The following is a 22,678-nucleotide window of genomic DNA, read 5'->3' as shown; positions in this document are numbered from 1 at the left end:
CCGCATCGGAGACTAGGCGCGAATATGGCAAAATTCCCGGCAGGCCGGTGCGACGCAACGTCAGCCGTCGAAACGCTGGAACACCAGGGATGCGTTGGTGCCGCCGAAGCCGAAGGAGTTCGACAGCGCCACGTCGACCTGACGCTGCCGTGCCTGGTGCGGCACGAGGTCAATAGCCGTCTCTCGTTCCGGGTTGTCGAGGTTGATGGTCGGCGGCACGATATTGTCGCGGATGGAGAGGACCGAAAAGATCGCCTCCGCCGCGCCGGCAGCACCGAGCAGATGGCCGATCGCCGACTTTGTCGACGACATCGAAATCTTCGAGGCGGCATTGCCGACAAGCCGCTCGACCGCACCGAGTTCGATCGTATCGGCCATGGTGGAGGTGCCGTGGGCGTTGATATAATCGAGATCGGCAGGCTGCAGGCCGGCACGCTTGACCGCGGCGGTCATGCAGCGGAAGGCGCCGTCGCCGTCTTCGGCGGGAGCAGTGATGTGATAGGCGTCGCCCGTCAGGCCGTAGCCGACAACCTCGGCGTATATCTTGGCGCCGCGCGCCCTGGCGTGTTCCAGTTCCTCGAGAACGACCACACCGGCCCCCTCGCCCATGACGAAGCCGTCGCGGTCGCGATCGAAGGGCCGCGACGCGGTCTCGGGCGAGTCGTTGCGATCGGTCGACAGCGCCCGGCAGGCCGCGAAACCCGCCATCGAAAGCCGCGTCACCGGGGCTTCCGCGCCGCCGGCAAGCATCACATCGGCGTCGCCGAACATGATCAGCCGCGCCGCGTCGCCAATGGCGTGCGCGCCGGTGGAGCATGCGGTGACGACCGCGTGATTCGGACCCTTGAGGCCGTGGCGGATCGAGACCTGGCCGGAGACGAGATTGATGATGTTGCCGGGAATGAAGAACGGGCTGATGCGGCGCGGGCCGCGCTCCTTGAGCAGCAGCGCGTTGTCGGCGATGCCGTCGATGCCGCCGATGCCCGAGCCGATCATCACGCCAGTGGCGTTGCGATCCTCGGCCGATTTCGGCTCCCAGCCGGAATCGCTCAGCGCCTCGTCGGCGGCCGCGATGCCGTAGAGGATAAAGTCGCCGATCTTGCGGAGCTCTTTGGGCTCAAGATAGGATTCGGGATGGAAAGTATGGTCGCTGCCGTCGCCGCGCGGAATGACATGGGCGACCTTGCAGGCGAGGTCCTCGACCTCGAATTGGGTAACCCGCCGACAGGCACTCCTGCCGGCCAGGATCTGCTTCCAGGTATGGTCGACGCCAACGCCAAACGGCGACAGCAGACCCAGACCCGTTACCACGACACGCCTCATCGCAGTGCCCCGATGCGCTGACGGCATGCCGGCCGGATCAAGCCGAAGCTTTGTCGATGTACTTCACCGCGTCGCCGACGGTGAGGATCGTCTCGGCGGCATCGTCGGGAATCTCGACGCCGAACTCTTCCTCGAAGGCCATGACGAGTTCGACCGTGTCCAGGGAGTCAGCGCCCAGATCATCGATGAAGCTCGCAGATTCCGTCACCTTGTCGGCTTCAACGCCGAGATGCTCGATCACGATCTTCTTGACGCGCTCTGCGGTGTCACTCATGTTGGCTTCCTCGTATCAAGTTGTGTGCCTTCGTTAGCGGGCGGATTGCCGCTAATCAAGCTGAAAGATGATGTTGGCCGGAACGCACCGGCCGCGGCCCTGAATTGTCGGTCGGCGGCCGATGCCATCGCGGCATTACACGAAAGTTTTAGGGCATCCAAGGCGAAAAGCCGCGTCCGGCGGCCGGAAACGCTGACTTTGCGTCAGCGCCTGCCGGATCAGATCATCGCCATGCCGCCGTTGACGTGGATGGTCTGGCCGGTGACGTAGGCGGCCTCACCGGAGGCTAGGAAAGCCACCGCCGCTGCGACCTCGGCGCCCGTACCCATGCGTCGCGAAGGGATCGCGGCCATGATCGCGTCCTTCTGCTTGTCGTTGAGCTTGCCGGTCATCGCCGATTCGATGAAACCGGGCGCGACGCAGTTCACGGTCACGTTGCGGGTGGCGATCTCCTGGGCCAGCGATTTCGTGAAGCCGATCATGCCGGCCTTGGAGGCGCAGTAGTTCGCCTGACCCGGGTTGCCGGTGACGCCGACCACCGAGGTAATGTTGATGATGCGGCCGTTGCGGCGGCGCATCATCGGATGCGTCAGTTCGCGGGTCAGGCGGAACACGGCGGTGAGGTTGACCTCGATCACCGAATCCCAATCGGCGTCGGACATACGCACGAATAGGCCGTCCCTCGTGATGCCGGCATTGTTGACGAGGATGTCGACGCCTTCGAGGTCTGCTTCCGCCTTCTGGCCGAGCGCCTTGACCTCGTCGCGATTGGTCAGGTCGGCAGGAAACAGTTTTACCCGGTCGCCGAGATCGGCGGCGAGCGATTCGAGCTTTTCGACGCGCGTTCCGTGCAGGCCGACTGTCGCGCCTTGCGTATGCAGCACCCGCGCAATCGCCTCGCCGATGCCTCCGCTCGCGCCGGTGATCAGCGCCTTGCGGCCGGTGAGTTCGAACATTTTTGCGTCTCCAATATCGTCGTTCTTGTTTGCGGACAGTCCAGGTGGCGGTTCCATAGCCCGGGCCGATCGCCGTTCAGATAACCCATATTGCGATCTGTTGCGACTTTACGACGGACTCGCCAAGCACAAGCTTGGCACCCGCCGGACACGCCCAGTCCGGCCCGCCGTAGTTGAAGCAGAAAGTATATCCGCCACGCCGGCGGATACGAACATGCTCGGGCAGATCCAGCACCTCCAGCCCTGCCTCTTGAACTGCATATCTCATGGTGGACGCAAGGAGTTTCTCGTCCGGCCAGCACGCCAGGTAGAGCGAACGTCCGTTGGCGATCAAAGCCGGATCATCATTTTCGAAACGGCCGAGGACCTTGGCATCGGTCTCTACATATTCGCGCCAGCGAACGGCATTTCCACTCACCTCCCCCCGCACCGCGTCCTTCAGGCCGGGCCTCAACGACGCGACCTGCGTGACGCGCGCGCCGGTCAGGTCCGCAAGCGGGCCGGTGGGCAAATTGGCGGGGGTTGTGCAATTCGGTGTCTTCGAACCGCTGCGCGGCCCGAAGACGATGACGGCTTCGCTTGCCTCGAACGCCCCGACTGTGGCCTGCGGGACGATCGGCAGCGACGGGACCAGCACCAGCGCATAACCGTCGAGCGGCGCACCTGGCGCGACGAGATCGACGTCGAGGCCAAGACGCCGCACGGGCTCGTACCAGCGGAAAACGAGTTCCGAAAACCCGAAATCCTTGCCCTGCGGCAGCACGCGCAACGCCCAGATTGCCTCGTAGTCGTAGACGATCGCTACCCTCGCCTGTTCCGTTTCCGGGAGGACACCGACCGTTTCAAGCTCGCGTCCCACGACCGTCGCTTCCCGTCCGCCGACCGAAAGCTCGTGGAGACCGGGCAGGTTCAGGCCGGCATGAAACTGTTCCTGCGCGAAAGGCGCCTGACGCCAGCGGAAATAGCTGACTACTTCGGCCCCGTGCGCCAGAGCTTCCCAGGTCCGGAGACGCACCATTCCAGGTTTCGGCACAGGGTTCCACGGCGCCCAGTTCACCGGACCCGGCTGCTGTTCCATTACCCAGAACCGGCCACGGCCGATACCGCGATAGAGATCGTGGTTGAAGGGCGCAATGTCGGGATGCGAGGTCTCGGCCCAGCGGCACTTCTCCTCCTCCGTCGGCAGAAACGTTTCGGTGAGGCCGAGCGGATAGGAATCGTGCGACGCGAAATCCAGAGCGCCACCGACTTTCCAGGCATCGAAGCTATTGAAAAAACCCATGAAGTTGTGGGTGATCCAACGCCCGGGGGAGTGCGCGCGGACGATCTCGCATTGCATCGAATTATAGGAGACGATCTCCTCCGACTTGAACCGCCAGAAATCCAGCCGGGCCGCCGGATTTGGCTCCGTCACCGTCATCGCCGGCAATGCCACCTCGTCGAAACTGCGGACCTCCATCGACCAGAAGACGTTGCCCCAGGCTTCGTTGAGCTGGTCGGCTGTCTGGTAGCGGCGGCGCAGCCAGTCGCGGAATCCCTTCAGATCATCAGCCCCCCACGAAAACACCGTTCCGTGGCAGCCATATTCATTGTCGGTCTGCCAGCCCACGAGGGCCGGATGCTGACCAAAATGCCTGGCAAGCCTTTCCACGATGCGGCGGCTCTCGCTGCGCCAGACATCCGACGAAAAATTGTAATGCCGCCGGCCACCGAATCCATAAGCCCGCCCCTGTTCGTCGACGGGTCTGATTTCGGGGTATTCGTCCATCAGCCATTTGGGCGGCGCCGCGGTCGGCGTGCCGAGCACGATCTTCAGCCCGGCGCCGCCGAGGATATCCATCACCCGCTCGAGCCAGCCGAAATCGAAGGCGTCTCGGCTCGGCTCAAGCCGCGACCACGCAAACTCGCCGATGCGCACGAACACAATGCCCATTTCGCGCATGCGCCGCGCATCGTCCGGCCACCACGCTTCCGGCCAATGTTCCGGATAGTAGCAGACACCGAGCATGGACCGCTCCCCTGGTTTCCCGCAGCCCAGGAATTCCGGGCTCGCAGCCGGAAAGCCGGGCGGGTCCGGCTTCGTCAGGCCAGCGCAGTCAGCGCCGCCTCGGCATCCGCCGGCGTGCCGATATTGGCGGTGGCGATCTCGCGGTCGATGCGGCGGGCGAGGCCGGACAGCACCTTGCCGGCCCCGACCTCGTACAGCGTCGTGATGCCGTTGGCGCCGAACCATTCGACGGTCTCGCGCCAGCGCACCCGGCCGGTGACCTGCTCGACCAGCCGAGCGGCGATCCGGCCGGGATCCGACGAAGGCTGGACGGCGACATTGGAGACGACGGGAACCACGGGTGCGTTCTTGCGCACATTCGCCAAGGCCTCGCGCATTGCCTCGGCAGCGGGCGCCATCAGCGCGGAATGGAAGGGCGCGGAGACCGACAGCATCAATGCCCGCTTGGCGCCCTTCTCCGTGCACAGTTTCGCGGCTAGCTCGACGGCGGCTTTGGCACCCGAGATTACAAGTTGTCCTCCGCCGTTGTCGTTGGCGATCTGGCAGGTCGAGCCCTCTGCGGCCTCGGCGCAGGCCGCCTCGACGGATTCCTGGTCGAGCCCGAGGATCGCCGCCATCGCGCCCTCACCCACCGGCACGGCAGCCTGCATCGCATTGCCGCGTATGCGCAGCAGCCGCGCCGTGTCGGCGACCGAGAACATGCCGGCGGCCGCAAGCGCGGAATACTCGCCCAGCGAATGGCCGGCGACATAGAACACCTTGTTCTTCAGCGAGAAGCCGCGCGATTCAAGCGCGCGCACCGCCGCCAGCGACACCGCCATCAGCGCCGGCTGCGCATTGGCGGTCAGCGTCAGGCTCTCTTCCGGCCCTTCCCAGATGGTCTTGGACAGTTTTTCGCCGAGCGCGTCGTCGACCTCGTCGAACACCGCCTTCGCCTCCGGAAAGGCGCTCGCCAGATCCTTGCCCATGCCGACGGACTGGCTTCCCTGGCCCGGAAAGGTGAAAGCGATCGTCATCTGGTCGGGTCCTTCCTGCTCATTTCTTGGTAGCCCTGTCGCGCGACGCCGCACGCCAAGTCAAGACCGGCAAGGGACAATCGGTCGCATCCTTGTCCGCAGTTTCTTTTGCCGACGACAGAAACCTTCCAAATTTGGCCACAGGCACTGGATTTTTGTGACGCGAGGATGACATTACCGTGACGGGCTCATGAAAAGCGCCCGGCATGATCTCGGGAAAGCGTGCGTTGGGTTATCTGAGCCGGAATTTGCAGCCGCCCGAGCGGCGATCCTCGCGGGGGAACGGAGACCGGGCCGCCAGGCGCTTGCACGCGCTGCGGTTCTGCGGCTCGACGCTGGCGACGCTGCTGGTCGCCGGGCTTCTGGTGTTCGCCGTCGAGTTGATCGCGCGCGGCTCGCTGGCGCAGACGCTGGAGTTCTTCCAGCAGCCTTTCCGCCCCGGCTGGACGACCGTGGTGCTGTTTGCGCTGCTGATCGTGTTCTTCGACGCCCTGCTTGGGCGGCCGTATCACGCGCTCTTCCTGATCGCGCCGATCGCGATCGGGCTCGCCTTCGTCGGGCACCAGAAGGCGTTCTATCTCGGCGATCCGCTCTATCCGACAGACTTTCTCTACGCCCTGCAGATCGTCGAACTGATGCCGCTGCTGGTGCGGCAGCGGCCGCTGACGGCGATCGGGTTCGCGTTTGTCGCGGTCGCGGCGGTCGCGGCGCTGGTGGCCGCGTGGCGCTTCCGCTGCAAGCGTGCGCCAAGGCTGACCTTCAAGGCACGCGCCTCGCGGCTGGTTGTGGCGCTGCCGGCGCTCATCTTCTTCGGCTCGATCATGGACTATGCGACCTTCTCGTGGGCGCGCGACCGGCTGCAGATATCGCCGGTGATGTGGGACCAGAAGGAGAACTACAACAGCAACGGTTTTGCCATCGCGTTTGCGCTCAACGTGCCGATGGCGAAAGTCGCCGCGCCCGCAGACTATTCCGAAGAGGCGATCAAGGGGCTGCTCAAGGCCCCGCTGGCGCCTCTGGTGGTGCCCGAGGACAGGCCGGACATCATCATGGTGATGAGCGAATCCTTCTGGGATCCGACGCGGCTGCCGAAGACCACCATCACGCCCGACCCGATCCCGACCGTGCACGCGCTGCAGTCCGGCCATATGCTGTCGCCGGAGTTCGGCGGCATGACCGCCAATGTCGAATTCGAGGCGCTGACCGGCTTCTCCAACGCCTTCCTGCCTTATGGCAGCATCCCCTACCAGCAATACGTCCGCACCCCGATGCCGTCGCTGGCGAAATTCCTGAAAAGCGAGGGTTACGACACGCGCGCCTTCCATCCCTATGCCGGATGGTTCTGGAACCGCGCGACGGTCTATGACGATTTCGGCTTCGACCGTTTCCTCTCGGAGGAGACGCTACCGGTGCTGGAGAAGCGCGGGCCGCTGGCCGCCGACACAGCCTTCGTCGAGGAGATCATCGACAACGCCGACCGGGCGAGCGGGCCGTTTTTCTATTTCGCGGTGACCTTGCAGGGCCATGGCCCCTACGAGCCCAACCGCTACCCGGATTCGACGCTCGACGTGAAAAGCCCGATCAGCGAGGTTTCGCGGGAATCTCTGAAGACCTATGCGACGGGCGCCGCCGATGCCGACAAGAGCCTCGCCGAGCTAATCGACTGGGCAAAGAAGCGCGAGCGCCACACGGTCATCGCCTTCTTCGGCGACCATCTGCCGCCGCTCGGGCCGGTCTATACCGAGACGGGCTTCATGAAGGACGTCGTCGCCGACCGCAACGCGCCGGTGGAGACGCTCGCCGCCGAGCACGAGACGCCGCTGGTCGTGTGGTCGAACCGCCGCGGCCCGTTGAAAGAGATCGGCTCGATCAGCCCGGCCTTCCTGCCGCTCTACCTGATGCGGACGGCTGGCTTCAGCCATCCCTACTACACCGGCTTCCTCGGCGCGGTGCACGACCGCTACAACGCCGTCGACCGCAACATGCTGGTGGCGAAGGCGGGCGACCCCACGCCGAACTGGGCGCGGGCCGAGACGGTCGACCCGCTGATCCGCGATTTCCGCTATCTCCAGTACGACCTGATCTTCGGCAAGCGTTTTGGCGAGGCGAGGTTCTTTCCGGAATCGCAGAAGGTGGCCAAGCCCGCTCCGCCGCCGGTGTGAGTGCCGGCGTCAGCCGGTGAACTGCAAGGAGGCGATGATGCTGGCGATGCTGCTGAAGATCGTCTTCAGCTTCGCGGGATCATTGGTGCCGAAATAGTATTCGGGCTTGGATGCACAGTCGCCGTAAAGCTTTCGATTGGTGGCGTTGTCAGAGCCCAGCAGAATCGTGAATATCTGCACATCCTGCTTCTTCAACTCGGTACACATGGTCGAAGTCCAGGTGTTGACCTGCGTGATGGCATCGGATTTCTTTCCTGAACTGCTCATGCGCCTGTCACTGAGGAAACCATAGGCTCCATAGTCGGATCCATTGAACGAATTGGCGCTGCCGAATACTTCATTGGTTCCATCAGTGAAGACCACCACCCACTTGCTGACGTGCTCATCTGTGAAAGGTTGCGCCTCGGTGTAAGGTTCTTCGGGCGACAGCACCCGCCGTCCCCAGGCAAGTCCTTCGGAAACGTTGGTGCCCGAGCCAGCCCAGGCCCGCATTTTCCCGATCTCGACTTGTAGGGAATCCAGGTCTTCCGTCAACGGGACAATCGGTGTCGGGCAGGCGCGATTGGGGCCATTTGTAAAGGCTTGAACCTCCGCGTCCTTTCTAGTGGGGGGCAGCGCCCTGTCCTCCGAAATCTTGCGAATCGTGCCACCACTTCGCGCGTTGTATTTTTCGAACCTCCTCTGCTCTTTTGACTGCTTTTCTACAGTACCGGGATCAGTTGAAGCGGTGGCCGGTGCATCGTCCTTCAAATAAGAATTGTTGAAATTATTCGCGTCGTTGCCGGGGGCCTTTTCTCCACCCGGTTCATCCGGAGCGAAGTAGGGCACGAACAGCGTCGAGGGGTTGTTGATATCTGGTGCGACATCGCTGAGATTGTACGGATCAGGACGGGCCTCGACGCAGCCCCTCCAAACCTCGCCCAAGCGATCGAACATCAGCTTGTGATGAGCAGGCGCATCATTAATCTTATTGAAATGGACGCCGTTCTGCTTGTTCTTTCCGGTCATGTCGATCCAGGATTCCTTGAAATCCTTACCCTTGACGTTGACCGCCGTGACGAATGGCACCAGCGCCGCTCGCACTGTGCGCCCGGACGTTCCGCTACCCTGCATGCCCTTCAGCGTCTTTACCAATTCGGTGGCCGCCTCGCGCAAGTCCCAAATTCGGTTGAGTTTTTTATTGGTGTCAATCATCGATCCGGTGTTGTCCAGCACCAGCGCCACCTCGACGTTCCTGCGCGACTCGTAGGCGACGGCCGTAACCTTGATCAGCGGATCGGCCCCGAAAAGCCCCATGAATTTCAGGTCGACATGCGATGTTGCGGTCCCCACGTTGCGGATGTCCACCAGCGTCTCATTGACGGCGAGCGTCGCCGTGGGATCGCGCAGCAGGTTCTTGTCGGCGACGTTGGAAGAAAAATAGGCGTCGAATTTGTCCTTGCGCGAGATGTTGGCGGCGCCGAGACGCGAAGCTGCCATCACCGCGGCGTCCAGCGAAGCCTGCAGGTCGGATTTCGCCGACATGAGATTGGTGACGTCGATGCCGAAGCCGACGGCGAAAAGCACGGCGGGGGACGCGATCGCGAACATCATCGCAAAATTGCCGGACGTGGACCGCAGGAACCGCTTGAACATCTTTCACCTCTCACCATAGCAGCGGAGGCAGGTAACGGCCGGCGACATGAATATTCGGTTGAATTGCAGGGAGCGGTGACAGCCGCTTGCCGGCAGGATTAACGGCCGGTTGCGGTCCGGCCCGCAATTCTAGGCAATAACCGGAGCACCGCCGCTGTGGACGAAAGACGTAGAGGGCAGCGCTCGGGCCTATGAGTTTCGCGCCGCCCAAGCTTGCGCCGCCGCCGGAATGCTGTATAGAGCGCGCTTCTGCCGGTCCCGGCTGGGGGCTGTACGGAGGGCCGGAGGTTTTTGCAAACCTCCGTTCGAAGGCGAAAAGGCCTTCAGCCTCCCGTGTCTCCGCTCTCGACCGTCCATGCTCCTTTCTTCCCCGTTCGCGGGTTCAAGACAGGTTGCAGAGGCTTAGCCGCCGGTACCGGGCAGAGTGTTGAAGAAAGGCGAAAAGCACAATGGCTCTCTACGAACATGTGTTTCTTGCCCGGCAGGACCTCTCGCAGCAGCAGGTCGACGCGCTTGTGGAACACTACAAGGGCGTGATCGCTGCGAACGGGGGAACCGTCGGCCGGGTCGAGAACTGGGGACTGAAGTCCCTCACCTACCGGATCAAGAAGAACCGGAAGGCCTACTACACCCTCATGGACCTGAACTGCCCGCCGGCCGCGCTCAACGAGATGGAACGCCAGCAGGGCCTGTCGGAAGACATCCTGCGTTTCCTGACCGTCAAGGTCGACGCCCATGAAGAAGGCCAGTCGGCCATGCTTCAGAAGCGCGAAGAGCGCAGCGAACGCGGCGGCTTCGGCGACCGTGGCCCGCGCAGCTTCGGCGACCGTGACCGTGGCGACCGCGGCCCGCGCAGCTTCGGCGACCGCGAAGGCGGCGACCGTGGTCCGCGCAGCTTCGGCGATCGCGAGGATCGTCCTCGCCGTCCGCGTGAAACCGTTGAAGGAGGAGCAGCGTAATGGTCGACATCAATCAGATCCCGACGCGCCGTCCGTTCCATCGCCGCCGCAAGACCTGCCCGTTCTCCGGCGCCAATGCCCCGAAGATCGACTACAAGGACGTGCGCCTGCTGCAGCGCTACATTTCCGAGCGCGGCAAGATCGTGCCGTCGCGCATCACCGCCGTCAGCCAGAAGAAGCAGCGCCTGCTCGCCCAGGCGATCAAGCGCGCCCGCTTCCTCGGCCTGCTGCCGTATCTGGTGCGGTAAATTAGACGCTGGGGACAGTTTTACTTTTTTCCGCTGAAAGGCGAGGCCGTTGAGACCTCTGCGCTAGCGGAAAGAAAGTAAACTGTCCCCGGCACTGCTTCCGCGACGGGCGCGGGACGCAAAGATCAAAATCCCGAGTTGGGGCCAAAACCCCTAACTGCCGACACGGGCAGGACAGCGACCCCAGGCGAACATGCCTGCCAAAACGCTTCCCCTGTCCGTTTGCGAAATCGCCGCCCGACGCGGCATGTGAACAAGGAACAGAGAAATGGAAGTCATTCTTCTCGAACGCATTTCCCGCCTCGGCCAGATGGGCGACACCGTCAAGGTCAAGGACGGCTTTGCCCGCAATTTCCTGCTGCCGCAGGGCAAGGCGCTGCGCGCCAATGAAGGCAACAAGAAGAAGTTCGAAGGCCAGCGCTCGCAGCTAGAAGCCCGCAATCTCGAGCGCAAGTCGGAAGCGTCCGCAGTCGCCGAGACGCTCGACGGCAAGAGCTTCATCGTCGTGCGCTCGGCCGGCGAGACCGGCCAGCTCTACGGTTCGGTGTCGACGCGCGACATCGCCGACCTGCTGACGGCCGGAGGCTACACCGTCTCCCGCAACCAGGTCGAGCTCAACCAGCCGATCAAGACCATCGGCCTCACCAATGTGGCGATCGCACTGCATCCGGAAGTCGAGGTCACGGTGACGCTGAACATCGCCCGGTCCGAGGAAGAGGCCGAGCGCCAGTCGAAGGGCGAGACGCTGACCACCGCCGAGGCGATCTACGGCGACGACATCAACGAGAACGCCCGACCCGACAATTTCTTCGACCCGGCATCGGAAGAAGACGGCGACGCCTGAGCGTACCTTCACCGCACGATTTGGAAGCCCGGGTTCGCCCGGGCTTTTTTGTTATGACGTGTCTTCCCCCGAGCTTCCGCAGGGCTGTCCGGGGAAAGTTTGTTGTGAATCGAAATGCCGCAGGCGCATGCCCCGTGAGACGGGGTTTTTCCGTCTACCTTCTGGTTGTCGAGACTCAGAAAGGGACGGGGCATGCGCTTTGCATCTAGCATCCTTGGCAAGCTGGTTGAACCGATCGATCGGCGTCGCTTTCAGAGGATTGTGGAGGAGCATGACGGGGACGCCTACGACAAGACGTTCAAGAGTTGGGACCATCTGATGGCGCTGATCTACGCCCAGTTCAGCGGCGCCGGCAGCCTGCGCGGTGTGGAAGCGGGCTGGAACGCCAACCGCCAGCACCACTATCATCTGGGCAGCGGGGCGCTGTCGCGTTCGACCTTGTCGGATGCCAACCGCCGCCGCCCCGCCGCCGTGTTTGCCGGGACCTTCGCCTTTCTTGCCGGCCAGCTCGACCGGCAGATGCGCCGTGAAGGCACGGCCTTGCTGCGGCTGATCGACTCTACTCCCATCCCGCTCGGCAAGCTGTGCGGCTGGGCCAGGTCGAACGGCCGCATCCGCGGCATGAAGCTGCATGTCGTCCATGACCCCGGTACCGACTGCCCGCGCGTGCTGGCCATCACCGACGCCAACGTCAACGACGCCTGGATCGGCCGCACGGTTCGCATCGAGAGCGGCGCCACCTATGTGTTCGACAAGGGCTACTGCCATTATGGCTGGTGGACGGCAATCGCCGCGGCGCAAGCCGTCTTCGTCACCCGGCCCACATCCAACATGGGGCTCAAGGTGCTGTATCTCAACCGCGTCAGGGATGCCCGGGGCGACGGCTTCACCGTTCTTCAGGACGCCCGGGTGGAGCTTGCCAGCAAGGGCGATTCCAGCCTGCCGATGCCGTTGCGCCGCATCGCCGTGAAGCGCGAGCAGGGCGACACCATCACGCTTGTGACCAACGATCTCGATCGCCCGGCCGTCGAAATTGCCGCCCTCTACAAGGGCCGATGGCAGATCGAGCTCCTGTTCCGATGGATCAAGCAGCATCTCAAGATCCGCAAGTTCCTCGGCAACAACGACAATGCCATCCGCCTGCAGCTCTTCGCCGCGATGATCGCCTATGCGCTGCTGCGCATCGCCGCCCACACTCACCGCGTCGCCATGCCGAGCCTGCGCTTCACCGATCTGGTCGCGCAATGCCTGTTCGAGCGCCGCAACATCGCCGCCATCGAACGACCGCCCCCCGTCAATCCAAGCCACAGGAAACCTCCGTGCTCGCCAAACCAGATGGCCTTCGACTATGCATGACTTTCCCCGGACAGCCCTGCGAGCTTCCGGGCATGGCTTCCCGCATTCTCCAAGCGCGCCGACGTGACTTAAAAGCCCCGCAATAACCGCAAATATCCATACAAACGTATGAGTTTCGCCAGTTTCCGCAGGGACTGGCCTCATTATCGATTTCCGTTTTGTGCCAATTGGAACTTTTCAAGCCGCGACTTTTTGAAGCAGAATAGGTCAGGCCCGCTGTCGAAGCGGCACCCACGGATTTGGGTACAGGCACATGAACCTTCTCCTCAAACGCATCGTCGACCGGATCGTCAGGGTCGGAAACCTGAAGATCACCGGGCCGGACGGGACCACCACCAGCTTCGGCGACGGCAGCGGGCCGCCAGTCCACATGCACATCAAGACCGCCCATGCAGAGCGCGCCATCACGCTGCACCCGACGCTGGCGATCGGCGAGACCTTCATGGAGGAGGAACTCGACTTCCCCGAAGGCGACGTGCTGGCCTTCCTCAAGCTGGTCTACGAGAACATGGGCCCGATGGGCGGCAGCGACGCGCTGACGCGGGCGATCGAAAGCCTGCGCGTCGCGTTCCGCCGCCTGCAGCAGGTCAACACGCATGCGCGCTCGAAGCGCAACGTACAACGCCACTACGATTTGTCGGGCGAAATCTACAAGCTTTTCCTCGACGCCGACATGCAATATTCCTGCGCCTATTTCGAACGGCCGGATATGACGCTGGAAGAGGCGCAACTCGCCAAGAAACGCCATATCGCCGCGAAACTCCGGCTGAAGGCCGGCCATTCGGTGCTCGACATCGGCTCGGGCTGGGGCGGGCTCGGGCTCTACATAGCGAAAAATTTCGAAGCCGACGTGCTGGGCGTCACGCTGTCGACCGAGCAGCATGCGGTCTCGACCGAGCGGGTGCGCGCCGAGGGACTGGAGGACCACGTCCATTTCGAGATCCGCGATTATCGCGATTTGAACGAGCGCTTCGACCGCATCGTTTCGGTCGGCATGTTCGAGCATGTCGGCGTCAATCACTACCGCACCTTCTTCGAAAAATGCGCGACGCTGCTGAAGCCGGATGGCGTCATGCTTTTGCATTCGATCGGCCGCTTCGGGCCGCCGTCCGCCACCAACGCCTTCATCCGAAAACATATTTTCCCCGGCGGCTATATTCCGGCGCTGTCGGAAGTGATGCCGGTGATCGAGAAATCCGGGCTGATGGTCGGCGACATCGAGATTCTCCGGCTGCACTATGCCGACACGCTGAAACACTGGCGCGAGCGGTTTTTGGCCAACCGCGACAAGGCGAAGGCGATCTATGACGAGCGTTTTTGCCGCATGTGGGAGTTTTATCTGTCAGGCTCCGAGGCGGCGTTCCGCTGGCAGGATTTGATGGTCTTCCAGATCCAGCTGACGCGCAAGAACGACACCGTGCCGGTCACGCGCGGCTACATGGAAAAGTGCGAGAAGGCGCTCGCCATGCACGAAATGGGGCATCGCGAGATGGATAAACCAGCAAAGAAGCCGAAAAGCCGCAGCCGGAAAGTATCGGATCGGGAGTGATTGCGGGTCGGAAGTGTGAAAAAAACGTTACCGACCTGACACAACCCCTTTCAGCCTGACGAGAGGACCTTTCGGCCCGTTTCAGGCTAACGGCATAAGGCGTTTTGGCCTTACGGAGCTGACGCGATCCAGGTGTGTCGGGCGAGCGGGAGCTTGTCTCAAACGGCAAAAGGCTGCGGGAGCGAAACGTTGTCCGGGCCAGAAATCAGACAGCACTCAAAGCTCCCGCAGAAAAACCTCCTGCGCGGAGCTTGGGCCGGATGAACTGCCACGCGCCTTTCGGCTTCAACGAGGCCCACGTACTTCCAAGCATGTGCTGCGGGCACTAGCACCCTTTTACGCCCGGAAAAAGGCAAAATCGGTCATCTGCAACTTTCGATACCCGCCGGCATCGATCTGTCGGCACAAGCCGGTGCTCCCAAAGACTTGAGCCTGGCGCCACCGCCTGTCACATAGGGCGTTTCACCGGGCAAACCCAATGACCTACCTGATCTACGCGGCGGCCGCCCTTGCCGAGATCGCCGGCTGCTTCGCCTTCTGGGCGTGGTGGCGGCTGGACAGGTCGCCACTGTGGCTGGCGCCAGGCCTGCTGTCGTTGGTCCTGTTCGCCTGGCTGCTGACGCTGGTGCAGGCAGACGCCGCCGGCCGCGCCTACGCTGCCTATGGCGGCATCTACATCGCCGCTTCGCTGTTTTGGCTTTGGCTTGCGGAAGGTGTCAGGCCCGACCGCTGGGATACGCTCGGCGCAGCCATCTGCCTTGTGGGCGCCAGCATCATCCTGTTCGCCCCGCGCGGAGCCTGACGATGGAGCTTCCGCGCGCGCTGCGGCTGGCGGTCGACCGGCTTCTGGAACGAACTCCGCTTGCGGAGTTGCAGCGGGCTTCCGGCCTGCTGTCGGCCCGCTACCGAGCCGAACTACGCGACGGGCGGCTGCATCTCGACGGCGATCTCGCTGTGAAAGCCTATCTGGCCGCGCGCCTGCCTGCCACCTATGCGGCGGTGCGTGCCAGCTTCGAGACCGTCGCCGACGGCCTCCCGGATTTTTCGCCGAAGTCGCTGCTCGATATCGGCGCCGGCCCGGGCACCGCGTTGTGGGCGGCGGCGGACTGCTGGCGCGCACTGGACGATGCCGTCCTCGTCGAGGCGAGTGCTGCGGTGCGAAGCGCCGGCGAGGCGCTAGGTGGGGAAATGCCCACAGTCTCCACCCGCTGGCTCGCCGGCGACGCGACGCGCGGACTGCCCGATCTCGCGCCGGCCGACCTCGTCACGCTGTGCTACGTGCTCGACGAACTCGACCTGGCCCAGCGCGCCGCGCTGATCGAGCGACTGTGGGCGCTGACGGCCGGCGTGCTGGTGATCGTCGAGCCGGGCACGCCGGCCGGCTGGCAGCGGATTCTTGGCGCACGCGCCCAACTGATCGCCGCCGGCGCGCATCTCGTCGCGCCTTGCCCGCATGCCGCCCCCTGCCCGCTCGCGCCGCCCGACTGGTGCCATTTTTCCCGCCGCGTCGCCCGCTCGCGGCTGCACCGGCTGGCCAAGGGCGGCGACGTGCCGTGGGAAGACGAAAAATACATTTTTGTCGCCGCGGCGCGGCAAGCGCTCCAGCCGCCACAGGCGCGGGTGATCGCGCCGCCGCGCGGCGGCAAGGGGATGGTGACCGTCAAGCTTTGCAAGGCGGACGGCAGCGCGGCCGAGCGCCGGCTCAGCAAGCGCGACGGCGAGAATTTTCGCGTCGCCCGGCGGCTGGACTGGGGAGATCCAGTGCAGCAGGATTTCGCCGAGAATGGCTGAGCGCCGAGCGCGGCCAGTCGTGGAGCCACTCAGCCGATGCTTTGGCCCAGTCGCGGTTTAGATGTCGGTTGCGAATGGAAAGCGGCTCCGTCAAACGCGGCGAAATGCGACCGTTTCACAGGTCTCGAAAGCCGGACTTGATACGGCAGCAAACCAATCAGCGCGAAAACCCGGCAGCTTCTGAACATGCTCCAGCAGCAGGCTCCAGCCCATCCACTCCTCGTGGAAGAACCAGATTTTGCCGTCAATCTTCACCTCGCAACAAATCAAATCGGTGGTGATCTCGTCGCGCTTGTAGAACGCGACGCTCTCGATGTCAGCGAGTGGCAACTGGTTTAAAATACTGGCGTCGATGGTCGACATGCTGGCAGCTATGGCAAACGGTCAATCAAAACCGCCCGATTTATTTCCAACTAATTTGATGACCTCAATCGGATCGATCCCAAGCTCCGCCGCCAGGCTCAACGCATTTGGGATAATCCAATATGGCGAATCTGGATCAAAAGGCCCCTGCGGGTGTGTCAGATTGTAGAGGGTCTTCGCACAGGCTTCTTCAAATAGATATTGTGCCTCGAGCTTGCGATCGGATCGACGTTCGGCCTTCAGCGTTTTGGCACGAATATTCCCGAATGCGCCGTGAGCCTTGGTCCAGGAGCCGCGATCCTGGATCGTCCGGCCAAGCTGCTCCAGCGTTTCGCGGTCTTCGCAATGCTGAACGAAGAGGCTTACGAGGCCCCGCATTCCCTTCAGTATCGAAGTGTTTGTCATAGCGTCAGGACAATGCACGCCTGGGGGCATGGTCCGCAATGGGTGGAAAGCGGACTATTGGATCCCTTAGCTCTGCCCCCCTAAAGGTCGAAGCTCTGTGTCGAATATTCGGGCGAACTCTGGAAACAGCTTTTCCTGTAATTGCGTAAATTCTCTCCCACCAACTTCATGAGCGGAAGCAATCTCCAGATCAATCTGCGCTTGCCACAACAGCCAAAGGAGTCGGTAGTTTGTCCGGTGATCTGACGACAGACTTAGGGCTTTGACATAAGCCAAAAGGCGCATGCCGGCTTCAGGTTCGAAACGTACGAAAATGGAGCTTTGAGAAAAACCCGTCATCAGACGTGAACTCGCCCTCCAAAGCGTCCAGACTCTCGGCCGTTGTGATCCTCATGATCGGTTCCTTCATGGCGTTCCCAGATAAATGCAAATTTTCGCAATGAGCGGAAAGCAGATATGGATTAGTTGCCCCGCTGCTGTCTCGCTGCCGCATGCCGGACCGCCAATGAGGCTTCGGTGAGTTGTTCGAGCCTCTGCAACATCACGTCAAGCTCGAACTGCTCCATCTTTCCCTGCGCATATCCGCGCCATTTCCCTGTCTGGACGAAGCGCCGCACGAGGGTGCTGAATTCCTGGTGCTCGGCAAGCGACACCTCGTCGAGACCGATGGCATTGTAGCCATGATCAAAGGCTTGAATGAACGCGGTGAGAAAGGGACGCGGCCCCGCCATGTCCATCATGTCATGGAGCATGGCGTAGATGATGCGAGAACTGGCGCCCCAAACCTCACCAGTCTTATCGAAGGAGATCACGCCCATAGCTTACCATGCCAATCGGCGGTAGCGTCCGCAATGGGTGGAAAGCTGTCGTATGTTGGGCTATTCAGCCTTTAGGTTATTCGTGGCAATCGACTTAGAATTGAAGAGGGAATTACACGACGCTGCAAGCGCCTGCGGTGCGATCTCAGTCTCCGACTTAGATGCGATCCACTGCACTAAGATGTTACGACAGCGATTCGTTCTTGACGACAGCTTTTTGAATTGGTGGGAGAGCTTAAAAGTTCCGACCACGACATTTTCCCATCGCAACAATGACGAATGTTTGACGATTCTTTGCGAGTTGGCCGGAAATGGATCACAGGTTGTTTTGCTGACTACAGATGAAGATAGCCCTCCGTGGCTAGCTTACCAAGGGAAATTGGAGCAGATTCTTTTCCTGATATCTAATTGCCGATTCTTCGAATTTTTACTCTTCCAGCCCGATAGTGGCGTGGCGATTCTCGATATGAACCGCGCCGGGTTTGCCGGAGGCTCCAAACCTTGAGAAGGTGGAGCCATCATGAGCAAGACGACGAACAGGTTTTCTCCCGAAGTGCGCGCCCGCGCGGTGCGCATGGTTTTGGACCACGAAAGCGAGCATTCATCACGCTGGGCAGCGGTGTCCTCGATCGCGGCAAAGATCGGCTGCACGGCGCAGTCGCTCAATGGATGGGTGAAGAAGGCTGAGGTGGACAGCGGCGTGCGCGCCGGCCTTCCCACCGAGGTCGCCGAGAAGCTGAAGGCTCTGGAGCGGGAGAACCGGGAGCTGCGTCAGGCCAACGAGATCCTGCGCAAGGCGAGCGCTTATTTTGCGATGGCGGAGCTCGACCGCCGGTTCAAGCCATGATCGCGTTCATCGACGATCACCGCGAGGCGCATGGGGTCGAGCCGATCTGCAAGGTGCTGCCGATCGCCCCGTCGACCTACCACGACCATGTCGCCAAGCGGCGCGATCCCTCCCGGCTGTCGGCGCGGGCGAAGCGGGATGAGGAACTCAAGATCGAGGTGCGGCGCGTGTTCGAGGAGAACTTCCGCGTCTACGGCGTGCGCAAGGTCTGGCGGCAGCTCAGGCGGGAAGGCTTCGACGTCGCCCGCTGCGCCGTCTCGCGGCTGATGCGGGAAATGGGCCTCGAAGGGGCGATCCGCGGCAAGCCGGTGAAGACGACGATCAGCGACAGGACCGCGCCCTGTCCGCTGGATCAGGTCAATCGCCAGTTCCACGCGCAGGCGCCGAACAGGCTGTGGGTCTCCGACTTCACCTATGTCGCGACCTGGGCCGGCTTCGTCTACGTAGTAGCCTTCGTCATCGACGCCTATGCCCGCCGGATCGTCGGCTGGCGGGCGAGCCGATCGGCGCATGCCGGCTTCGTCCTCGATGCTCTGGAGCAGGCGCTTCATGACCGGCGTCCGCTCCATGGCGGCGGCCTGGTTCACCACAGCGACAGGGGCAGCCAATACGTGTCGATCAAATACACCGAGCGCCTGGCCGAGGCCGGTGTCGAGCCATCGGTCGGCAGCGTCGGCGATTCCTATGACAACGCGCTGGCCGAGACGATCAACGGACTCTACAAGGCCGAGGTCATTCACCGGCGCGGGCCGTGGCGCTCCTTCGAGGTCGTCGAGTTCGCGACGCTGGAATGGGTGGACTGGTTCAACAATCGCCGGCTGCTGGAGCCCATCGGCAACATCCCGCCGGCCGAAGCCGAGGCACGCTACTACGCCATGCTGGACAAACCAGCCATGGCGGCGTGACTCAAACCAAACGGCCTCCGGCAAACCCGGCGCGGTTCAGCTTCTGGTGAACGGCGGCTTTCAGAAAGGTAGCCTGGAAAGCGAACGTTGGCTCGACCAAGGCGACGACCGGCTTTAGCCCAAAGCCGACGGAAGTCAGTCGAGACGTTAGTGACCGCTTTGCGCCGCATCTGCGACGTTGACTCCCTGGATCGCGAATCCCGTAAGCTGCCGTTCGCCTCAAATGTCTTCCCAACTGGCGGTAAGGAGGTCCTCCGGAGCCAGGCGCCTGCGTGAATCAGCATTCGGCAGTGTTACGCTCGGCTCGTTGCTGAACGACCTTTAGCCTGTTCGTCTCAGTCGGTGACTTCTACTTCTAGAATGTCAAATTGACTGGGGCCGCCGTCAGAGCGCCGAGTTGCTCGGTAACGGCCAGGCGATAGGCCATGATGTCGATGGAACAGCTTCGAAAACGCGGCCGCGGTCTCGTAGCCGACACGGGTCGCAATCCGTGCGATTCCCTCGTCGCTTGTTTCGAGCAGAAACGCAGCCTCCGACATTCGGCGTGCGATCAGGTAACGGTACATGGGCTGGCCAACGAGCTTGGTGAAGCGAGCCGAAAAAGCAGAGCGACCGAGCCCCACGCGGTGCCCAAGGTCGCCGAGGGTCCAGGGCTGATCCGGTCGTTCGTGGATCAACTGAAGCGCCGGTCCTATGTGCGGGTCCGCCATCGCCCCGAGCCACCCGCCCTCTCCGTATTCGAGAGACTCGATCCAGCTCCGCAACACCTCGACGAAGAGTACTTCTGTCAGCCGCGACAGTGCGATGTCCTGGCCGGGACGCGCAAACGACGACTCGCTAACCATGCGTTCCAGAAGCGTCTCGAGCCCTCCGCCGCCGTCTGTCGGCTTCAAGAGAAGCAGAGGCGGAAGCAATTCCAAGACGCTGCCGCGCGAGGGCCGCTCCACAGTGAAATTGCCGCAGATCATCGTCGAGAGCGGCTGTGCGTCGCCTCCATGACGAACGACGCCAAGGCGTCCGGACGGTCGATCGAGGTCCAGGATCTGTAAAGGCTTCGCCCCGCGGTCCGAATAAATCAGGTGCGGCTCGCCGCGCGTGACGACGACAAAGTCGCCCTCAGTCATCCGGAGTTCTCGTCCCTGTTCAAGCACGAGGGTAGCTGAGCCGCGACTGAGATAGTGGAACAGGGCGTAGGGGCGCGCCGGCAATGCCAGATTCCACGGATAGCCGAGCTCGAAGTGGAAGAGCAGAGTCCCACCGAGGCGGACGCGATCGAGCACTTGGGCAAGGACATCCATCGCCATACGCTAATACAGCGGACGGTCAGACACAATATTCGGACGATTGAAGCCTAACGTCCGAGAACTCCAGGTCCTACTTCACCTCAGGTCGAGCCAACACGTCGCGCGGCATACCATTTCGCAGAATGGCTGATGGAAGAACCGCGACTTTGCCGACGCCTGCCCTTCTCTGGACCTAATTCGTCCGCCATCCCAACAGGAGCAAACCATGCGAAATCTTCTACTCTCGGTCGCCACCGTCCTCATGGCCGGAGCAACATTTGCCGCCCCCGCCCAATCAGCTCAACTGCCCAAGGGTGCAGCTCACAACATCGTACTCGTCCATGGCGCTTTCGTCGACCAGACGAGTTGGAAGCCCGTTGCCGACATCCTCACGAAGAAGGGCTACAACGTCACGCTCGTCGAAAACCCGCTCACCTCACTCGCTGCGGACGTCGATGCGACCAAGCAGGCGCTTGCGAAACAGAACGGCAAGACCGTCCTCGTCGGTCACTCCTGGGGCGGCGTGGTCATCACCGAAGCAGGCAACGATCCCAAGGTGTCGGCATTGGTCTATGTCTCCGCGTTCGCGCCGGATGTGGGACAATCCCTTGCGACGCTCGCCAAGAGCGGTCCGGCAACCGAAGGTGCCGCGGCTATACGTCCGGACGACAAAGGCAACCTCACCATCGATCCCAAGGTGTTTCCTTCAGCGGTCGCCGCTGACCTGCCCCCGCAGATCGCCGAATCCCTGGCAAACCATCAGCTTCCGCTGAACCACACGGCGTTCGAGGCACCGGTCGATACGGCCGCCTGGCGCGACAAGCCGACATTCTATGTGATCAGCACCAAGGACAAGGTGATCGCGCCCGAGGCCCAGAAGTTTTTCGCCGCCGAGATGAAGGCCCAGACGACGGAGGTCGCCGGCAGCCATGCCTCGCTCGTCGTCCACGCGAAGGAAGTCGCCGCGGTGATTGAAAAGGCCGCGCTTGTGAAGTGACGATCGGGCTCCCGGCGCCTTCGTGCCGGGAGCCCAACGCTCACTCTCTGAGGAACGGGCACGCCTGGGGCAGTCTCACGATCCAAGAAATGAAAGATATTCCAATTCGAGTGTCGGCTTTTGGGCAATGGCATCATCGTCGTTGCAGCCAGGATAGGCCGAAACCGGACACTCAAACCGAGACGCTACCGATCTTCTCCAGCAACTCCGGCAGTTCGCCGAGATGCACGAGTTCGCGGAACTGCGGCTCGCCGAGCGGGGGTTCGACATGCTCGAACACCCAGGTCAGCGGGTGCGGGACGAAGACGCCCCAGCTTCCCGCCCGGATCGCCGGCACCACGTCGGATTTCAGCGAATTGCCGATCATCATCGCGGTATCGGCACCGTCGCCGTGGCGGGCAAAGATGCGCTCGTAGGTGGCGGCCGACTTGTCGCTGACGATCTCCACGGCGTCGAACATGTCGCCCAGGCCCGATTGCGCCAGCTTGCGCTCCTGGTCGAACAGGTCGCCCTTGGTGATGAGCACGATGCGGTAATGTCCGGCCAGCCGCGCGAGCGTGTCGGCGGCATGCGGCAAGGTCTCGACCGGATGCGACAGCATCTCGCGGCCGGCTTCCAGGATCTGGCCGATCACGGCGGCGGGGACCTTTCCCCCGGTGACCTCGACCGCCGTCTCGATCATCGACAGGGTAAAACCCTTGATGCCGAATCCGTAATGCGCGAGGTTGCGTTTTTCCGCCTCGAGCAGCCGCGAAACCAGGTCGCCCGGTGGTGCATGGTCGGCAAGCAAAGCTTGGAATCGCTCCTCCGTCAGCCGGAAGAACTGCTCGTTCTGCCAGAGCGTGTCATCAGCGTCGAAGCCGATCGTCGTCACCGCAGCCATAAGTACCTCGCCGTTTCGGCATGGCCTATCGCGCGCTCGGCGACAAGACAACCGGC

23 protein-coding genes and 1 other annotated feature are annotated in these 22,678 nt (G+C 62.4%); of the genes, 11 read left to right on the top strand and 12 right to left on the bottom strand.

Going from position 1 to position 22,678, the window contains the following annotated elements:
* Positions 1-60 precede the first annotated feature (60 nt).
* The 5 genes from fabF to fabD all read right to left on the bottom strand — a co-directional run bounded on the left by fabF (position 61) and on the right by fabD (position 5,577).
* Entirely contained in the window at positions 61-1,323 is a 1,263-nt protein-coding gene (gene fabF / locus ACSBOB_RS17395; protein ID WP_442577359.1) for a beta-ketoacyl-ACP synthase II, read from the bottom strand.
* Between the two features lie 37 nt (positions 1,324-1,360).
* A complete protein-coding gene (locus ACSBOB_RS17390) occupies positions 1,361-1,597 on the bottom strand; it encodes an acyl carrier protein (protein ID WP_442577358.1) in 237 nt (78 codons plus the stop codon).
* Positions 1,598-1,815: 218 nt separating this feature from the next.
* Positions 1,816-2,553: a 3-oxoacyl-[acyl-carrier-protein] reductase gene (fabG, locus tag ACSBOB_RS17385; RefSeq protein ID WP_442577357.1), complete on the bottom strand. Its 738-nt coding sequence runs from the start codon at positions 2,551-2,553 to the stop codon at positions 1,816-1,818.
* Positions 2,554-2,629: 76 nt separating this feature from the next.
* A complete protein-coding gene (locus ACSBOB_RS17380; RefSeq protein WP_442577356.1) occupies positions 2,630-4,561 on the bottom strand; it encodes a beta-galactosidase in 1,932 nt (643 codons plus the stop codon).
* A gap of 74 nt (positions 4,562-4,635) precedes the next feature.
* Positions 4,636-5,577 (bottom strand): ACP S-malonyltransferase, encoded by a 942-nt coding sequence (gene fabD / locus ACSBOB_RS17375; RefSeq protein WP_442577355.1) that lies wholly within the window; start codon positions 5,575-5,577, stop codon positions 4,636-4,638.
* 305 nt (positions 5,578-5,882) lie between these two features.
* Between fabD and ACSBOB_RS17370 the strand changes: the two genes are divergently transcribed.
* A complete protein-coding gene (locus ACSBOB_RS17370; protein WP_442577354.1) occupies positions 5,883-7,739 on the top strand; it encodes an LTA synthase family protein in 1,857 nt (618 codons plus the stop codon).
* A 9-nt stretch (positions 7,740-7,748) separates the two neighbouring features.
* On the opposite strand, the gene ACSBOB_RS17365 is transcribed toward ACSBOB_RS17370, so the two are convergent.
* On the bottom strand, positions 7,749-9,374 hold the full coding sequence (locus ACSBOB_RS17365; protein ID WP_442577353.1) for a pilus assembly protein: 1,626 nt from the start codon (positions 9,372-9,374) through the stop codon (positions 7,749-7,751).
* A gap of 449 nt (positions 9,375-9,823) precedes the next feature.
* Between ACSBOB_RS17365 and rpsF the strand changes: the two genes are divergently transcribed.
* The 7 genes from rpsF (at position 9,824) to ACSBOB_RS17330 (ending at position 16,121) form a co-directional block, all read left to right on the top strand.
* Entirely contained in the window at positions 9,824-10,333 is a 510-nt protein-coding gene (gene rpsF, locus ACSBOB_RS17360; RefSeq protein WP_442577352.1) for a 30S ribosomal protein S6, read from the top strand.
* A complete protein-coding gene (gene rpsR / locus ACSBOB_RS17355) occupies positions 10,333-10,581 on the top strand; it encodes a 30S ribosomal protein S18 (protein ID WP_442577351.1) in 249 nt (82 codons plus the stop codon). The genes rpsF and rpsR overlap by 1 nt, the downstream gene beginning before the upstream one ends.
* A gap of 268 nt (positions 10,582-10,849) precedes the next feature.
* A complete protein-coding gene (rplI, locus tag ACSBOB_RS17350) occupies positions 10,850-11,425 on the top strand; it encodes a 50S ribosomal protein L9 (protein WP_442577350.1) in 576 nt (191 codons plus the stop codon).
* A gap of 192 nt (positions 11,426-11,617) precedes the next feature.
* Positions 11,618-12,781, top strand: coding sequence for an IS4 family transposase (locus ACSBOB_RS17345; protein WP_442583622.1), 1,164 nt, complete (start codon positions 11,618-11,620; stop codon positions 12,779-12,781).
* A 253-nt stretch (positions 12,782-13,034) separates the two neighbouring features.
* Entirely contained in the window at positions 13,035-14,330 is a 1,296-nt protein-coding gene (locus ACSBOB_RS17340) for a class I SAM-dependent methyltransferase (RefSeq protein WP_442583621.1), read from the top strand.
* Between the two features lie 478 nt (positions 14,331-14,808).
* A complete protein-coding gene (locus ACSBOB_RS17335) occupies positions 14,809-15,132 on the top strand; it encodes a YnfA family protein (RefSeq protein ID WP_442583620.1) in 324 nt (107 codons plus the stop codon).
* A gap of 2 nt (positions 15,133-15,134) precedes the next feature.
* The gene (locus ACSBOB_RS17330) at positions 15,135-16,121 is read left to right on the top strand and encodes a small ribosomal subunit Rsm22 family protein (protein ID WP_442583619.1); all 987 of its coding nucleotides are present in this window, start codon (positions 15,135-15,137) and stop codon (positions 16,119-16,121) included.
* A 90-nt stretch (positions 16,122-16,211) separates the two neighbouring features.
* Here ACSBOB_RS17330 and ACSBOB_RS17325 read toward each other — a convergent pair whose 3' ends face one another.
* The 4 genes from ACSBOB_RS17325 to ACSBOB_RS17310 all read right to left on the bottom strand — a co-directional run bounded on the left by ACSBOB_RS17325 (position 16,212) and on the right by ACSBOB_RS17310 (position 17,707).
* Complete coding sequence (locus tag ACSBOB_RS17325; RefSeq protein ID WP_442583618.1) at positions 16,212-16,484, bottom strand: hypothetical protein; 273 nt, start codon at positions 16,482-16,484, stop codon at positions 16,212-16,214.
* 21 nt (positions 16,485-16,505) lie between these two features.
* Positions 16,506-16,862: a hypothetical protein gene (locus tag ACSBOB_RS17320; protein WP_442583617.1), complete on the bottom strand. Its 357-nt coding sequence runs from the start codon at positions 16,860-16,862 to the stop codon at positions 16,506-16,508.
* 93 nt (positions 16,863-16,955) lie between these two features.
* The gene (locus ACSBOB_RS17315) at positions 16,956-17,228 is read right to left on the bottom strand and encodes a hypothetical protein (RefSeq protein ID WP_442583616.1); all 273 of its coding nucleotides are present in this window, start codon (positions 17,226-17,228) and stop codon (positions 16,956-16,958) included.
* A gap of 122 nt (positions 17,229-17,350) precedes the next feature.
* On the bottom strand, positions 17,351-17,707 hold the full coding sequence (locus ACSBOB_RS17310) for a hypothetical protein (RefSeq protein WP_442583615.1): 357 nt from the start codon (positions 17,705-17,707) through the stop codon (positions 17,351-17,353).
* Between the two features lie 52 nt (positions 17,708-17,759).
* On the opposite strand from ACSBOB_RS17310, the gene ACSBOB_RS17305 reads away from it, so the two are divergent.
* Both ACSBOB_RS17305 and ACSBOB_RS17300 read left to right on the top strand, forming a co-directional pair.
* A complete protein-coding gene (locus tag ACSBOB_RS17305; protein WP_442583614.1) occupies positions 17,760-18,212 on the top strand; it encodes a hypothetical protein in 453 nt (150 codons plus the stop codon).
* Positions 18,213-18,227: 15 nt separating this feature from the next.
* Positions 18,228-19,459 (top strand): IS3 family transposase gene (locus ACSBOB_RS17300; protein WP_442577412.1). Its coding sequence is split into 2 segments (ribosomal slippage): positions 18,228-18,516 and positions 18,516-19,459, totalling 1,233 coding nucleotides; the frame shifts between segments, so codons are not numbered across the junction.
* Positions 18,509-18,625: a sequence feature (AL1L pseudoknot), on the top strand. It overlaps the preceding gene by 117 nt.
* 335 nt (positions 19,460-19,794) lie before the next feature.
* Here ACSBOB_RS17300 and ACSBOB_RS17295 read toward each other — a convergent pair.
* Positions 19,795-20,757, bottom strand: a complete 963-nt coding sequence (locus ACSBOB_RS17295) for a cupin domain-containing protein (protein WP_442583755.1) — start codon at positions 20,755-20,757, stop codon at positions 19,795-19,797.
* Between the two features lie 211 nt (positions 20,758-20,968).
* Between ACSBOB_RS17295 and ACSBOB_RS17290 the strand changes: the two genes are divergently transcribed.
* Positions 20,969-21,739, top strand: coding sequence for an alpha/beta hydrolase (locus ACSBOB_RS17290; protein WP_442583613.1), 771 nt, complete (start codon positions 20,969-20,971; stop codon positions 21,737-21,739).
* Between the two features lie 172 nt (positions 21,740-21,911).
* On the opposite strand, the gene ACSBOB_RS17285 is transcribed toward ACSBOB_RS17290, so the two are convergent.
* Positions 21,912-22,622 (bottom strand): HAD family hydrolase, encoded by a 711-nt coding sequence (locus tag ACSBOB_RS17285; RefSeq protein ID WP_442583612.1) that lies wholly within the window; start codon positions 22,620-22,622, stop codon positions 21,912-21,914.
* Positions 22,623-22,678 lie beyond the last annotated feature (56 nt).

This window comes from Mesorhizobium sp. KACC 23794, assembly GCF_052180275.1.
Lineage (GTDB): Bacteria > Pseudomonadota > Alphaproteobacteria > Rhizobiales > Rhizobiaceae > Kumtagia.
This window is presented reverse-complemented; position numbering and strand designations above follow the sequence as displayed.

Bases quoted from the DNA above. Each gene is read 5' to 3' on its own strand.
- rpsR (WP_442577351.1), top strand. From the start codon at position 10,333: ATGGTCGACATCAATCAGATCCCGACGCGCCGTCCGTTCCATCGCCGC.
- ACSBOB_RS17305 (WP_442583614.1), top strand. From the start codon at position 17,760: ATGTTGGGCTATTCAGCCTTTAGGTTATTCGTGGCAATCGACTTAGAA.
- fabF (WP_442577359.1), bottom strand. From the start codon at position 1,323: ATGAGGCGTGTCGTGGTAACGGGTCTGGGTCTGCTGTCGCCGTTTGGC.
- ACSBOB_RS17335 (WP_442583620.1), top strand. From the start codon at position 14,809: ATGACCTACCTGATCTACGCGGCGGCCGCCCTTGCCGAGATCGCCGGC.
- fabG (WP_442577357.1), bottom strand. From the start codon at position 2,553: ATGTTCGAACTCACCGGCCGCAAGGCGCTGATCACCGGCGCGAGCGGA.
- ACSBOB_RS17390 (WP_442577358.1), bottom strand. From the start codon at position 1,597: ATGAGTGACACCGCAGAGCGCGTCAAGAAGATCGTGATCGAGCATCTC.
- ACSBOB_RS17340 (WP_442583621.1), top strand. From the start codon at position 13,035: ATGAACCTTCTCCTCAAACGCATCGTCGACCGGATCGTCAGGGTCGGA.
- ACSBOB_RS17345 (WP_442583622.1), top strand. From the start codon at position 11,618: ATGCGCTTTGCATCTAGCATCCTTGGCAAGCTGGTTGAACCGATCGAT.
- ACSBOB_RS17310 (WP_442583615.1), bottom strand. From the start codon at position 17,707: ATGGGCGTGATCTCCTTCGATAAGACTGGTGAGGTTTGGGGCGCCAGT.
- ACSBOB_RS17315 (WP_442583616.1), bottom strand. From the start codon at position 17,228: ATGACGGGTTTTTCTCAAAGCTCCATTTTCGTACGTTTCGAACCTGAA.
- ACSBOB_RS17325 (WP_442583618.1), bottom strand. From the start codon at position 16,484: ATGTCGACCATCGACGCCAGTATTTTAAACCAGTTGCCACTCGCTGAC.
- ACSBOB_RS17320 (WP_442583617.1), bottom strand. From the start codon at position 16,862: ATGCGGGGCCTCGTAAGCCTCTTCGTTCAGCATTGCGAAGACCGCGAA.
- ACSBOB_RS17295 (WP_442583755.1), bottom strand. From the start codon at position 20,757: ATGGATGTCCTTGCCCAAGTGCTCGATCGCGTCCGCCTCGGTGGGACT.
- ACSBOB_RS17365 (WP_442577353.1), bottom strand. From the start codon at position 9,374: ATGTTCAAGCGGTTCCTGCGGTCCACGTCCGGCAATTTTGCGATGATG.
- ACSBOB_RS17380 (WP_442577356.1), bottom strand. From the start codon at position 4,561: ATGCTCGGTGTCTGCTACTATCCGGAACATTGGCCGGAAGCGTGGTGG.
- rpsF (WP_442577352.1), top strand. From the start codon at position 9,824: ATGGCTCTCTACGAACATGTGTTTCTTGCCCGGCAGGACCTCTCGCAG.
- ACSBOB_RS17290 (WP_442583613.1), top strand. From the start codon at position 20,969: ATGCGAAATCTTCTACTCTCGGTCGCCACCGTCCTCATGGCCGGAGCA.
- fabD (WP_442577355.1), bottom strand. From the start codon at position 5,577: ATGACGATCGCTTTCACCTTTCCGGGCCAGGGAAGCCAGTCCGTCGGC.
- ACSBOB_RS17285 (WP_442583612.1), bottom strand. From the start codon at position 22,622: ATGGCTGCGGTGACGACGATCGGCTTCGACGCTGATGACACGCTCTGG.
- rplI (WP_442577350.1), top strand. From the start codon at position 10,850: ATGGAAGTCATTCTTCTCGAACGCATTTCCCGCCTCGGCCAGATGGGC.
- ACSBOB_RS17330 (WP_442583619.1), top strand. From the start codon at position 15,135: ATGGAGCTTCCGCGCGCGCTGCGGCTGGCGGTCGACCGGCTTCTGGAA.